The organism is Marinifilum flexuosum (assembly GCF_003610555.1).
Taxonomy (GTDB): domain Bacteria; phylum Bacteroidota; class Bacteroidia; order Bacteroidales; family Marinifilaceae; genus Marinifilum; species Marinifilum flexuosum.
This window is the reverse complement of the sequence record NZ_RAPQ01000010.1, coordinates 394929-409471: the sequence shown is the minus strand read 5'-3', so window position 1 is coordinate 409471 and position 14543 is coordinate 394929. Positions and strand designations below refer to the sequence as shown.

Below are 14543 nucleotides of genomic sequence, written 5' to 3'. Positions count from 1 at the left end.
GAGATGCTTTTTTGCAGTCACCAACGAGAAAGAATAAGCATTAGATAAAGACCAAAACAGAACAAAATACATCATGTCAAAAATAATAATCACACATTCCGATAAGGGAGAGGCGCTTGCCAAGCACATTACCAATAATGGCTTGGAGGCTGATATTATGCGCTCGCCAAAGAACTACGAAGAGCTTTGGAACAAATACGAAGCGCTAATTTTTATTGGAGCTTTGGGCATTTGCGTGCGCGAGATCGCTGCATTTTTAAATGATAAAAAAACAGATCCTGCAGTGATCAATATCGATGCCAACGGACAATTTGTTCAGCCTGTTGTTTCAGGACATTTGGGTGGGGCAAATCAATTGTCGGAAGATATTTCTCGCCTGTTGGGAGCAACTCCTGTTCTTACTACTGTTAGCGATACATCAGGCTTGTGGGCATTGGATTTATTGCCGGAAAAACACAATTGGACTCTTGATTGCAAGGGCAAGCTTACTCAATTGATGGCAGCCTTTGTGAACAAACAAAAAACTGCCTTGCTGCTTGAGGTACGCGATAAAGGAAGCTTGGTTTTGGAGACGGAAAAACCAGATCATGTAGATGTGTTTTTTAGTGCGGATGAAATAAAGTTGGAAGAGTACCAGTTAGTTTTGGCAGTAACTCCATTCGTTCATGATTTTGGAGCCAAAGTGATTTATTACCGTCCTAAAGTTTTGCAATTGGGCCTAGGTTGTCAGCGCGATCTTCCATTTGAGGCTTTCGAAACAGAATTGCTTTCGAAATTGGCAGAGCAGCAAATTTCTCCACTCTCTATTGCTGCAATCGGAACGGTTGACTTAAAAGCCGATGAAAAGGCATTGATTGAATTATCCGAAAAATGGAACATTCCATTGAATCCGTTTGGCGAAGAAGTATTATCACAATATGATATTCCAAACCCATCGCAAAAAGTAAGCGAGGTAACGGGAAGTTACAGCGTTTCTGAGGCAGCATCTATGCATCTTTCAGGAAATGCTTTATTAGTAGAAAAACAAAAAGCAAAAGCTGGCGATAAGCATTTCACGTTTGCTTTGGCAATGGATAAGAATAGCGAGCGTAAAGGTTTTGTAGAGTTTGTTGGGGCAGGTCCCGGCGATCCGGAACTGGTTTCGGTTCGTGGAAAAAGAATGCTTCAAACGGCAGATATGATTCTGTATGCAGGCAGCTTGGTTCCAAAAGAATTGACCAATTATGCAAAGCCTGGATGTGTGGTGAAAAGTTCGGCAGGCATGGATTTGATCACTCAGATTGAAAGCATGAAACCATATTACGATCGTGGATTGTTTGTGGTGCGTTTGCATACTGGTGATCCTTGTATTTATGGTGCTATTCAAGAGCAAATGGCCATTATGGATCAGTTGAAATGGAACTATCACATCACCCCGGGAATTTCTTCATTCCAGGCAGCAGCAGCAGCTTTGGAATCTCAGTTTACTATCCCGGAAGAGGTGCAAACCATTATTTTGACTCGTGGAGAGGGAAGAACGCCAATGCCAGATCGCGAGCAATTGAACAAGTTGGCCCGATCGCAAAGTACCATGTGTATTTACCTGAGTGCTTCCATTGCCGAAAAAGTTCAGGCGCAACTTTTAGAGCATTATCCACCGGAAACACCTGTGGCAGTTTGCTACAAACTTACCTGGAAGGATGAAAAAATCTATCGTTGTACACTGGAAACTTTGGCAAAAACAGTAGAAGAAAACAATTTGAAAATGACTACTATGATTGTTGTGGGTAAAGCCATAGACAACCGATCGGGATTTTCAAAACTGTACGATAAGAAATTTACTCACGCATTTCGTGAGGGAAAATAGATTGTAAATACTTTCATGATGGAATGAGAATCACCTGCCGTCATGAAAGTTTTACCTTATTGTGTGAATTAGGAATGAGAATTACTTGATTGAGCTAATTATTTTGAGTTTACATTTCAGGACTTTTCTACTTTTTCACTATTTCAACTATTCAAGACTTTACTGATATGATACTGATTTTTGGCGGAACAACAGAAGGAAAAAGAGTTGCTGAACTATTCGACATTATCGATCAGCAGTACTTTTATTCCACAAAAAACGACTCGCACAAACAAATTAAAGGCGAGCGTATTTTTGGAGATATGGACAGCTCGAAAATTAAGGAGTTCTGTCAAAAAAAGGATATTCGATTGATTGTTGATGCGGCTCACCCTTTTGCCGTTCATTTGCATGATAACATCTACCAGGTCGCTCAGGAGTTAGGAATTTCAACCATACGTTACGAGCGAAAGTTTCCAGAAATTAAATCATCCAATCAGGTGCGCTTGTTCGATTCCTACGAGTGCATGACAGAGGCACTTTTGCAAGAAGAGTATCAGAATATATTGGCCTTAACAGGTGTTCAAACGATCAACAAATTAAAACCGCTCTGGACTCAAAGAATTTGTCATTTTAGAATTTTAGATACCGACCTTAGTCGCCAAAAAGCTAGGGAAACCGATTTGGATTATCAGTATGTAATTCCAATGGATCCAAAGGCAGGAGTAGAGGAATTGGCGATTTTAACAAAGAAGTTGAATGCTGAAATTTTACTTTCGAAAGAGAGTGGAGAATCGGGTTTGTTTGAAACAAAAGAGAACGTTGCCGAACAGTTGAATATACCTTTATGGGTAGTGAAGCGACCAGAGTTGCCTGCTTTCGATTATGTGGTGGATGATGCCAAATCTTTCCTGCAGCAATTCTACCAGGTAAAGAAAACGAGCCTAAAAATTGATGGACAATTGCGAAGTGGATTTACTACCGGAACTTGCTTAACTGCGGCTACAAAAGCTTGCCTTATTGCCTTGGCAGAAAAGGAATTTCCCAAATGGGTTGAGGTGGAGCTACCGGGAGGAGAAAAAGCCAGGTATGCTATTTTTCCAGAGAATTTATCAAGTAAATCAGCTTCTTGTGTGGTAATAAAAGATGCAGGTGATGATCCGGATGTGATTCATGGCAAAGAAATTGGTTGTGAATTGTCTGTTATGGATCAGTCAGGAGTTCAGTTTGTAAGAGGAAAAGGTTTAGGTGTGGTTACTTTGCCTGGTCTACAGGTTCCTGTTGGTGAACCAGCCATTAATCCGGTTCCCCGAAAAATGGTTTCCAATGTTTTGGAAAAATTGTCTGATCAATACGAAATGGACTTGGCTTTTAATGTGAAGGCATATATTCCTGAAGGAGAAGAGTTGGCCAAACTTACCTTTAACCCAAGAATTGGAGTGGAAGGTGGTATTTCAATTATCGGGACAACGGGAATTGTAAAACCTTTATCGAATGAAGCTTTTTTGGCCAGTATTAAACAACAGGTGAAAGTGGCCAAAGGAAACCAGTGCACCGAAATTGTTTTAACCTCAGGAAAGAGAAGTGAAAACAGGCTGAAAGATAAATTTCCACACTTGCCACAGGTAGCTTACATTCACTTTGGCAACTTGGTTGGTGATACCATAAAGTTGGCAGTTGATGAGGGAATGGAGAAAATCAATGTGGCCATCATGTTCGGTAAATCAGTAAAGCTTGCAGAAGGAAACTTGAATACCCACAGCAAGAATGTGGTTTTTAATGCTGACTTTGTTGCTGATTTGGCCAAACAAGCTGGATATTCTGATATAATCCAAAAACAAATTATGGAGTTGAAATTGGGCAATGCAATTTTAGACATCATTCCATTCTCAGAGAATGAATCATTCTACAATTTGGTAGCTCAGAAATGCTTGAAAAATTGTCAACAACTACTGAATGACTCTTGTTCTCTTCAATTATTTCTTTTGGTTGGCGATGAGGGAATGATTATCGTGAAATAAAATTGATAATTCATTAATACAATAAGCTTATCATTTTTGTAATTTTAGTGAAAAATAAACTCCAATGCACAGACCTTTAATTTTACTACTATTACTTCTGATAAATGTCAATTTATCAGCTCAAAAGGTAGACATTCTCTACTTTACCGATGCTCACCGTATATTTCCTGTTGATGATGTAGAAGGTGGACGAGGAGGAGTGGCTCGTTTGAAGACCGTTGTAGATGAAAGCCAATCGGATAATTCAAATACCCTGGTAATTCATGGTGGCGATTTGTGTGGTGGCGTTCTGTTCGGAGGCATGTACAAAGGTTTGCCTATGGTTGAGGCCTTCAATGAAATTCCTGTCGACATCTGTAACTTTGGTCAGCACGAGTTTGATTTTGGTGTAGATCACATATTGGAACTTTTAAGTAAATCAAAATCGGAATGGTTTAGCTCTAATCTGAAAAACCGAGATGGGGAGCCTTTTGGCAAGTTACCAAAGTATCTAATGAAGAGAATTGGAGGAATTAAAATTGCATTTATCGGTTTAACCGATGCAATGAATTCTACCATGAAAAGCAATCGAGTAATACAGGAAGATTTATCAATTGCGATTTCTGATATTATCGAAGACTTGCAAAATGTTGACTTCTTAATTGCCATTACTCAAACAGATTTGGAAACCAACCGAAAACTTTTGGAGCAATTTCCCGATATCGACTTGGTGCTTACCGAGGAGCAATACGAATACGAAAGCAATGTATTTTACAAAGGAAACAAACCCATTGTGGCTACGGCAGGCAACATGAGTTCTGTTGCCAAAATCAGTTTGCAAAAAGATGTAAGGCCTTTGATTGATATCATTCCACTAGATGAAAATATTGCCTCGGAGAAGTATTTGCATGATATGGAAATCTACTATAAGAAAGATATGGAACTAAAACTAGCAGAGAAGATTTCTTATTTGGAAGTTCCATTGAATTTTAGAGATGGAATTACCAAAGAAAGTGTAGCTGGTAACTTGGTGACTGATGCCTATAGAGAATGGCACAAATCAGATATTGGCCTGATAAATGGAGGTGGTATTAGAGCTGATATTCCCCAAGGTGATTTTACTTTAAAGTCGGCCCGATCCTTATTGCCATTTGGTAATAAAATTTGCCAGATTCTGATAAAAGGAAAGGGGCTCAAATCTTTGCTAAAGAAATTTGCTGGCAATACCAAAGGACAATTGCTACATGTGTCAGGCATTTCGTATCAATACGATCAGAAAACAGATTCAATTCAAGTAAAATGGAAAGATAAGGTACTTTCTGATGATGAATTGCTAACTGTTTCCTTGAACAATTATTTTCTGAAAAAGCTTGATGTGGAATGTGATGTTTTAATAGATGAAACCGATGCAAATGCCAAAGAAGACTACGAAGTATTGCGTAATTACTGCAAAAAACAAAAAGCCTTGCACCCAAAGGTACAAGGCCGATTCGTGATTGTTCGTGAGTAGTTTACAGATTTAAGCTAAGTGTAAGGTAAAAACTTCTGCCTGGTGCATAAATTGCCTGATTACTGCCTTTTACCGATCGACTCAAGTGTTCGTAGTAAGCTTCATTGAATAAATTTCTGATTCCTCCAATAATTTGAAAATGATCGGAAAACAGATAGCTTGCTTTAAAATCTAGAACGGTAAAATCAGGCGTTTCCGTTTCGCCATAATTTTCCGCGATTCGTCCCTGTTTGGCTGCATATCTTAGCATCAATTCAGGAGTAAACTTTTGCTTGCACAAATTAGCCCCCAGGCTGTATCGGATATCCAAAGGAGGAATTTCAGGCAATGGCTGATTGATTTCCTTGTTTTTACCGTAGGTATAAGCCAGGTTCAATCGGTGATACAAAAGATTTGTGATGGATTGATTAAAACCGATTTCGAATCCTCGCATCACAGCTTTGTTGATGTTTACAAATTGTTTAACACCAGGAGCACTTGCCATTAATGGCTGAACATCCGAACTGATTTCGGAGCTGATATAATCTCTCAACCAAGAATTAAACAGGTTAATATCCAATGAAAAATACTTAGTGTTCCAATTGAAATTGTAGTCAATTTGGTAATTGATTTCCGGATCTAAATCAGGATTACCAATTCTTTCATAAGGATCCACATCAACGGGAATATGATTGATGAATCGTTCGGTTAAACTTCCACTTCTTTCAGCTTTTCCAAACCAAATCCCCATTCTAATATTTTCCGATAAATTTTTACTTGCACCAATGCTAAATGAAAAATTTATTTCGTCGGAAGGATCATTTATTACAGAACTAAAATTGCTTTTCGCGGAATTGTGTTCCAATCTGCTTGAGGCAATAAAATGTGTCTCATTTAAAGAGAAATGATATTCACCAAAAAAGCCCAGTTTTTCAATTTTACTGTCTTGCCAAATATTATCGTAAGCTGTTTTTCCAGCCATTGGTCCCATCAGCATTTCACGAGAACGGGTTCCATCTGCTTCTTCCGATTTGTAATCGATACCTGCAAACAATGAACTTTCCTTAAATTGAAAAGCCGCTTCCGATCTAAAAGCATAATTTTTCGTTTCGGCTTTTGTAATGGCATTCACTTTTCGCGGATTTAAATTCTTTGTAAGATTATCCATTTCATGATCAACGAATGATGCATTTGCCGATGTTGAGATAGAAGCCAAGGCTGAATTTTTAAAAGTTATTTTGTGACCCACACTTATCATTTTGGTGTCGTCTTCTCGAAGATCCATATTTAAAGCTGGAAAATCAACATCTTCGGCATAGTTGCTATTGGCAGATACTTGGATATTTTGAGAATTGGAGAGTTTAAAATTGGCTGCAAGTCCAATGTTTCTTCTGTTAAAACCTGAAGCCACCTTATCGCCATTGCCATCTTCATAATCCGAACCCTCGCTGTAGGCTCCAAAAACTCCAAAATTGTAGAACTTGCCTTTTGCACCTGCTAAAGCTTCGGTTCTGAATATTTCTCCGTTGCTTTCGTAGCTTCCGGTTGCACGACCAAATGCACTGGCTTTATCAGCAAATCCATTGGTAGATGATTTGAAATGGATGCTACCTGCAAAGGAATTCCCATATCGCAGCGAATGCGGTCCTTTTGTGATTTCTACCCTGTCCACCATGTTTAAAGGAACCTGACTAATGGGGGGATCCATTCGGTTGGGACAAGCCGCCGTAGCGCTCATTCCATTATCCATTACAATGTTTAACTGATCGTACTTAAAACCTCTCATCACAGGATCAAATCCGTAACTGCCGCTCTTACGGATTCCACCAATTAAACCTGATTGACTTAAGAATTCGCCAGCATCATGCGAAAGTTTATCGTTTGAACTAATTTGCATGGTTTCCGATTCTTTTGCAGTTCTTTTTCGGGCAATAATTGTGGTTGGCAGCAAGCTAACATAGGTTTTACTCATATAAATCTTGCCCGATTGCAAGGCCGATTTTATTTCGTTATCGGCAAACGAAATTTTCCCATAGTTTACATGCGATAAGTAAAGCTTTTCTCCTTTAACAAAGTTGATTGAAAATTCACCATTGGCATTGGTATTTCCTTTCTGGTTTTGATAAAGGTAGTGGGCAAATGCAATGGGATGTTCAGTTTCCTGATCTAAAAGCTGAATGCTTTTTTGTGAGTAGACCTGTATACCTAAAAGTATAAAACAGGTCAGTAATATGTGTTTCATCTGATTGTATTTTTTTTCCTTAAAATTTTAAGCGATTGATATCGTAGTATGTATTTAGTTTTGGGTACATACAATTACACGATGGACAAAATAGGCCATCGTTATTCGATAAAATTGAAAGGATTAAACTCGGGGAGGATGAAAAACATCGGAGATGCAGTTTCTTGGCTTGTGATTGAATTTATACAAGGAAGAAGCATCTATAACTTTAGTTTTAGGTTGTGGAAGTATCTTGCTAGTGATTAATATGCAGTTCTGAATTTCTTTTTCGATGTTTATTTTTTCCTTTTTCGATTTTTGCTCTTCTTGTTTTTTGATTTGCTTTTTTAGGTGACACTTCCCATTACACTTCATTTCTGGTTTGTCTTTGTTTTCACAAATCTCGGCAAAGAAATCCTGATTAATTTTGAAATTCAACACTACAAAAGCGATCTCAAAAGTTTGGAATGAGAATAAAAGCAGGAGTAAGTATGTGAATAATCTTTTCAATAGGAATAATAACAGACTAATATGTATTAAATATACAAATCTTTTGGATGTAATCATTCTGGAAACTTTCGAAAGATTATCCATATAGATAATTCTATCCAATGAATATTTTATTATTCAACGAGTAGGAATTTGAATTTAGGGAAGGTATCCACAAACAATTTTCTTAAATGAATTGATGTTTCCAATAGAAAAAGCTTGACTTTTTGGTTGGAAGTAGATTTTCCACTGGAAAAAGGCCAACTTTTTGAATGAAAGTAGTTTTTCACTTGGAAAGAGGCTGACTTTTCGAACGGATGTGTAATTGTCATTGGAAATGCACAATTTTTTCGAAAAGCCAGTTTTGAATATCAAGACAATAAAAAAAGCTTACCACACTATGTGATAAGCTTCGGATATTTTTAGTTGAACTCGGTTTATAAATTAATTACCTTATCGGCATCAGCCTGAAGCGTTATAATGTCTGGCATGCTACCAACATTACCAACTTTTACTTTATCCAGTAAATTGTAATGATCAAGACAGGTTTTGCAAGCCAGCAAGCTTACTCCTTTGTTTGCCAGATTTTGCAATCCTTCCAAAGCTGGAGAATCTTCACAAATCAATTTTACACCAGCATTGTAGAATACAATTATTTTTGGTAATCTGTTTTCTGCATCCAATAATTTAAAGTAATTGCTTGCCAATTTTACGCCCAATTCTTCACTTCCGTTACCCATTCCGTTTTGAGTAACTTGAATTAATGTATTTCTGTGCATGATTATTTTACGCTGATATAAGGTTCGTTATTGTTTGTTCTTTCTACCAATTCTCCAATTGGATTTAGGTCAAATCCTTCATTTTTAGCCATGCTGATAAACTCATCAATATGATTGTCGTCAACAGCAACCAATAATCCACCACTTGTTTGCGGATCGCAAAGCAATGCTTTCTGATCTTCGGTAATTTCACCAATCAAATGTCCGTATGAAGCCCAGTTTCTTCTGGTTCCACCAGGAGTACTTCCCTGCTGAATCAATTCTTCCACGCCTTCAATTTTAGGTACATCATTGTAATTGATTATTGCATTTACATTACTGCCTTCGCAGATTTCGCTTAGGTGACCCAACAAACCAAAACCAGTAACATCAGTCATCGACTTGATGTATTCTTGCTCGCCAAACACAACTCCAACTTTGTTCAAACTGCACATTAAATCAACAGCAATTTGATTGTTTTCGTGAGCGATTAATTTCTTTTTCTCGGCAGTGGTTAAAACACCAATACCAAGAGGTTTTGTTAGGAATAAGGTACAGTTTGGACTGGCTGTATTGTTTTTCTTTACTCTTTCGGTGGCTACAATTCCGTTTACCGATAAACCAAAAACAGGATCGCCAATGTCAATAGAGTGTCCTCCCGCCAATTGAATGCCTGCATTTGCGCACACATCTCTTGCACCTTCAACTACTTTCTGAGCAATATCGGTAGAAAGTTTTTCCAAAGGCCAGGCAAGAATAGCCAAGGCCATAATTGGTTTACCACCCATTGCATAAATATCACTTATGGCATTTGTAGCAGCAATTCTTCCAAAGTCGTATGGATCATCTACAATTGGAGTAAAGAAATCAGTTGTACTAATTAGCGCCTGACCATTACCCAAATCGTAAACAGCCGCATCATCTTTAGTATCGTTACCAACCAGCAAGTTCGGATTGGGAATTCTTGGTGTGCTGCTTTTTAAAATGCATTCTAAATCTTTCGGTGAGATTTTACATCCACATCCGGCTCCCGGACTAAACTGTGTCAGTTTCTTTGTTTCCATTGTTTTTGTAATCTGTTAAATGATCCGGCAAAGATATCACTTTTTAGTATTGATTGTCATCCAACTTATGGTCTAATTTTTACAATATTTATTTGCTCATGATCACTTAAATCTTGTAAATTTGGTGTTTGTGAAATTAGATAGTAGAGAATTGAAAAAGTTTGTTCCGATAAATTATTTGTTACTGATTATTTGTGGATTTGTAATGCAATCATGTGTTACTCAGAATAGGTATCTGCAATCAGTAAATACATGTGATGCATTTACATGTGTTAACGAGGTAGATGCAGGTGAGCAGTTGGAATTGCAAAAACAAGGCAAGAGAAAATTACAGATTTATTTGATTCGCCATGCTAAACCAAACCTAAAAAAGAAACTGTTTTATTCTGCAAAACAGGCTCAACAGTATGTTTACGATTACAATTCAGCACCAATTATTCCTTTCGATCCTGAAATGGTGAAGGTGAATTTAAACCCGAATCATATCATTTACTGTTCCAACTTGCCACGTTCACAAGAAACTGCATTGGCAATATTTGGAAAAGATTATACTGTTGTTTCCGATTCCATATTTCGAGAATATGAAATAAAAATGGTAAAAGCCGCTAGCATTATCAAATTGCCTTTACCGATTTGGCAATTTTTTAGCCGTGGTAGTTGGTTGTTGGGTTTTAATCACAAAGGAATTGAAAGCAATAAAGAGGCCAAGCAAAGAGTAAAGTATGCAGTTGAAAATCTGATAAAGGTTGCAGAAAAAGAAGAAACAGCAGTGCTTGTTGCTCATGGCATGTTGAACCATGGATTGGAGAAACAGTTGAAAAAACAAGGCTGGCAAGTCATTCAAAAAAATGGACAAACCAACCTGGGAGCAACTGTTCTTGTTAAGATTGTTGACTTAAAGTAGAAATTTATTTTTTTCTAATCATCATCAGACCATGACGAATAGGAAGCATTAAATTCTCCACTCTTTCATCATTTTGGATAAAATCATTAAAGGCTAAAATACCTTGCGTCTGCTTGTCTTTTGATTCTACTTCTTCTAAAACTTTTCCATCCCACAGAACATCATCAGCCAATACAAAGCCACCTTGTTTTAGTTTTGGATAAATCGCTTCGAAATATTCAATATACTGTCTTTTGTCGGCATCTATAAACACCAAATCAAATTCTTCATCGATATTTGGAATGATATCTAAAGCCTCTCCAATGTGGAATTCGATTTTGTTTTCGCAACCCGATTGTTTGATGAATTTACGAGTGAAATATTCCAATTCATCATTGCAATCAATGGTATGAATCACACAATCATTTGATGTTCCCATGGCCATGCTAATTGCTGAATATCCGGTATAAGTTCCAATTTCTAAAACTCGTTTTGGATTCATCATTTGACAAATCATCTTCAAAAATTTGCCTTGCATGTGTCCTGATAGCATTCTTGGGCGCAGCATTTTTACGTGAGTTTCACGGGTAAGGTCCTTTAAAACCTGATCTTCGTTTTCAGTATGTGTAAGGATGTATTCTTCCAGCTCTTTATTAATCTCCAACATGACTTATTTATACATCAAAGTGGTTAATTTGTCTTTATTCAAAATTTCGTTGGCAACTTCCATTAATTGCTCTGCAGTTATCGATTCTACTTTTTGGTAAATCTCTTCCAAAGAATCAACTCGATTGTACAACAAGAAGCTTTTGCCAACATTAAGCATCAAGTTCTCGTTGTTTTCCGATGATATAGCAATTTGTCCAATCATCTGATTTTTTGCTTTGGTCAACTGTCCTGGTCCTAGCTTTTTTGTGCAAAGCAAATCCATTTCCTTATGGATCAGACTAAGGCACTTGTCCAAATATCCTTTATCAGTGCCAAAATAGATGCTAAAAACTCCAGTGTCGGCATAAGGAGTGTAGTTTGCTTCAATATTATAAGCTAAGCCATGCTTTTCACGCAATGAAAGATTCAGTCGCGAATTCATTCCTGGCCCACCCAAAATATTCGTTAAAAGCGACAATGGAATTCTTCGATCATCATTTGCATCGTAGGCAACATTTCCTAAAACACAATGTCTTTGGTAAGTGTTTTTTACCAATGTTTGAGTTCTTGGTTTGTAGGAATTTGGCTTTTTCCTTTTGTCTACTCGTATGTTTTCGGCAATTCCTCCAAAATACTTTTCAACCATCTTAACCAATTTCTTGAAAGGAATATTTCCAACAGAACTAATTACCATCTGATCGGTGTGATAATTATTTCTGATGAAGTTTAAGATATCATCGCGTTTGAAGGCTTTAATATGCTTTGGTGTACCTAAAATATTTCTTCCAATCGGATCTTTTTTGAAAATCAATTCCTCAAAATCATCAAAAATTAGTTCTGACGGAGAATCTTTATATGAATTGATTTCGTCGAGAATTACCTCTTTCTCTTTTTCCAGTTCTTTTTCCGGGAAAACAGAATTAAATGTGATATCGCTTATTAACTCAAGAGCTCTTTTGTAATCTTTATCCAAAAAAGTAGTGTAAACGCATGTTTCTTCCTTGGTAGTGTAGGCATTTAGTTCTCCACCTACATCTTCCATTCGGCTAAGTATGTGATATGCTTTACGTTTTGTTGTTCCTTTAAACACAACATGCTCTATAAAGTGAGCAATTCCCCATTCGTCCTCTTTCTCATCACGGGAACCGGTATTCAAAATAATTCCGCAATGTGCAACATTTGCTTTAACCGGTCGATGAATTAACCGGATACCATTTGATAATGTGTAAGTTTCGAATACCATATACTTTTTTATTAGGCTGCAAAGGTAACAAGAAGTTTAGAATCCGATTAAAATTCCTTTCTATTTTTCTTGATTTTATTTGGTGATGTAAATTTTTTACGTACTTTTGCATCGCTCAAGTAAAGAGGGTACCATAGCTCAGTTGGTAGAGCAATGGACTGAAAATCCATGTGTCCCTGGTTCGATTCCAGGTGGTACCACATCTTTTTCTTCGAGTAATGAATACCAAGGGGTACCATAGCTCAGTTGGTAGAGCAATGGACTGAAAATCCATGTGTCCCTGGTTCGATTCCAGGTGGTACCACGAAAAAAGCCGATCAAACGATCGGCTTTTTTTTATCTGTTAACCTTGATTCGGTGACTTATAAATATCGGATATTTTAATTGGTTACAGTAAAGACAGCATTTATGTTGTCTCTATTCTGAAAAATATTTCTCTTAATGTTATTAGTTTGCATCAATCAATAAATCGAATCCTTTCTTTTTAAATTCTCTCTCGGTTGTAGATAAAGATTTTGCAGCAGTAATTGCTGGGAAATTACCTTGACTAATGTATTGGAGTGCTGCTTGCAGATTGCTCTCTTCTGGATCACCAAAATCATGACTTAAGTCGTCAGAAATTTCAAAATCCACAGGAATTCCTTCAAAGTAATTGCCTTCGTCATCTGCATTGGTAATAGAGAAACTGATTGGAACAATTGCCAAGTTAAAATCTTGGTTTTCGAAAACGTACATTCCTACTGGCTTGCCATGTGTTTTACTACCGATTAAAATTACCTTATCATCACCCAGGTATGGTTTTAAGCCATTTATTACCATTTCGCTCGCAGATGCAGTTCTGTCTGTTGTTATTATGAAAACCCTTTCAAAGCCAAGGGCAGATGATTGGCTACTAAATGCGTATGTGAAGTCTTCATCACTTTTAGAATTATTGTGGAATACTTTAGAATAGATTTCTCCTTCGAATAGATTGCCAGTAATTAAACTAGAAAGTTGATTTGATATGGTGGTACTTCCTCCTCCGTTGTAACGAAAATCTAGAACCAATTCTTTAGCTTCATTATTTTTGAAATAATCAAATGCTTCATTCAGAGCATCTTCTGAGCTTCCTATAAAACTATCAAAAGCCAGGTAGGCTACTTTAATTCCTTCGTGATCAATAATTTTTCGACTTAATACTGAGTTTTGATCAATTTCCTGTTGACTAGCGGTAATTTCTTTTTGTTCCCCCAAGTTATTTTCAAAAATAAAGGTAGAGGTAGTTTTATCCAGTTCATCTAAAACTTGATTTTCAGTTAAGTCAACCACTGCAGCACCATTAATATTGATTAATGCCCAACCTCGAGTAATTCCTTCTGATGCTAAAGGAGATTCATCGAAAATCAACTTTACCCTAAGTTTTCCCTCAGAATCATATTTAAATGCTAAGCCATAGCCTTTATAGGTTCCGTTTTCAAGATATGCCAAAAGAGCATCAAGATTGGCAATATAACTCCACCTGTCTTGGCTCACCAGTAATGCTTTGAAATAGTCATTTACAGAAGAATAATTTGAAGTATTAATATTTGGTAATTCTTCATTCCAATAGTACCATTCACTCATAGTTTGATCAATGGTTTCGTAAATGGTTTTGGTTTCTCGTTCAGAGTTATTGTTGTCATCATCGCTGCAGGCAATGAAAAATGAAGAAACGATAAAAAGAGTAAGAAAAAATTTAAATGATTTTAATAATCTATTTTCAGTCATCGATTTGTTGATTTAGTGATTAATGAACGGATTTTAAAAATAACAAAAACTGTACCTGGTTTTATTTAAACGAATGATGAACTTGTGTATTGTTTAAAAAAAAATAAATATTTGAAATAATTCTAAATTGTGTAGAAAAAATTGATTTTGAACTGTTTTCGGAATTGCATCTGTATC

General features: G+C 36.9%; 10 protein-coding genes and 2 tRNA genes. 6 read left to right on the top strand and 6 right to left on the bottom strand.

Features of this window, described 5'->3' with window-relative positions; translation table 11 throughout:
• Positions 1–73: 73 nt before the first annotated feature.
• The 3 genes from cobM to BXY64_RS14935 all read left to right on the top strand — a co-directional run bounded on the left by cobM (position 74) and on the right by BXY64_RS14935 (position 5335).
• Positions 74–1846 (top strand): precorrin-4 C(11)-methyltransferase, encoded by a 1773-nt coding sequence (gene cobM, locus BXY64_RS14945; RefSeq protein ID WP_120240792.1) that lies wholly within the window; start codon positions 74–76, stop codon positions 1844–1846.
• Between the two features lie 167 nt (positions 1847–2013).
• On the top strand, positions 2014–3846 hold the full coding sequence (gene cbiD, locus BXY64_RS14940; protein ID WP_120240791.1) for a cobalt-precorrin-5B (C(1))-methyltransferase CbiD: 1833 nt from the start codon (positions 2014–2016) through the stop codon (positions 3844–3846).
• 64 nt (positions 3847–3910) lie between these two features.
• A complete protein-coding gene (locus tag BXY64_RS14935; protein ID WP_120240790.1) occupies positions 3911–5335 on the top strand; it encodes a bifunctional metallophosphatase/5'-nucleotidase in 1425 nt (474 codons plus the stop codon).
• Position 5336: 1 nt separating this feature from the next.
• Here the strand turns inward: BXY64_RS14935 and BXY64_RS14930 are convergent, their stop codons facing one another.
• The 3 genes from BXY64_RS14930 to selD all read right to left on the bottom strand — a co-directional run bounded on the left by BXY64_RS14930 (position 5337) and on the right by selD (position 9846).
• Positions 5337–7556 (bottom strand): TonB-dependent receptor domain-containing protein, encoded by a 2220-nt coding sequence (locus tag BXY64_RS14930; protein ID WP_120240789.1) that lies wholly within the window; start codon positions 7554–7556, stop codon positions 5337–5339.
• A gap of 905 nt (positions 7557–8461) precedes the next feature.
• Entirely contained in the window at positions 8462–8803 is a 342-nt protein-coding gene (yedF, locus tag BXY64_RS14920; protein WP_120240787.1) for a sulfurtransferase-like selenium metabolism protein YedF, read from the bottom strand.
• Positions 8804–8805: 2 nt separating this feature from the next.
• Positions 8806–9846 (bottom strand): selenide, water dikinase SelD, encoded by a 1041-nt coding sequence (selD, locus tag BXY64_RS14915; RefSeq protein ID WP_120240786.1) that lies wholly within the window; start codon positions 9844–9846, stop codon positions 8806–8808.
• Positions 9847–9976: 130 nt separating this feature from the next.
• Between selD and BXY64_RS14910 the strand changes: the two genes are divergently transcribed.
• A complete protein-coding gene (locus tag BXY64_RS14910; protein ID WP_147376007.1) occupies positions 9977–10750 on the top strand; it encodes a histidine phosphatase family protein in 774 nt (257 codons plus the stop codon).
• 4 nt (positions 10751–10754) lie between these two features.
• Here the strand turns inward: BXY64_RS14910 and BXY64_RS14905 are convergent, their stop codons facing one another.
• On the bottom strand, positions 10755–11396 hold the full coding sequence (locus BXY64_RS14905) for an O-methyltransferase (protein WP_120240784.1): 642 nt from the start codon (positions 11394–11396) through the stop codon (positions 10755–10757).
• 3 nt (positions 11397–11399) lie between these two features.
• The gene (locus tag BXY64_RS14900; RefSeq protein ID WP_120240783.1) at positions 11400–12620 is read right to left on the bottom strand and encodes a M16 family metallopeptidase; all 1221 of its coding nucleotides are present in this window, start codon (positions 12618–12620) and stop codon (positions 11400–11402) included.
• 127 nt (positions 12621–12747) lie between these two features.
• Between BXY64_RS14900 and BXY64_RS14895 the strand changes: the two genes are divergently transcribed.
• Positions 12748–12820, top strand: a tRNA-Phe gene (locus BXY64_RS14895).
• A 31-nt stretch (positions 12821–12851) separates the two neighbouring features.
• Positions 12852–12924 (top strand) — tRNA-Phe (locus tag BXY64_RS14890).
• Between the two features lie 143 nt (positions 12925–13067).
• Here BXY64_RS14890 and BXY64_RS14885 read toward each other — a convergent pair.
• A complete protein-coding gene (locus BXY64_RS14885; protein ID WP_120240782.1) occupies positions 13068–14366 on the bottom strand; it encodes a S41 family peptidase in 1299 nt (432 codons plus the stop codon).
• Positions 14367–14543: the final 177 nt, after the last annotated feature.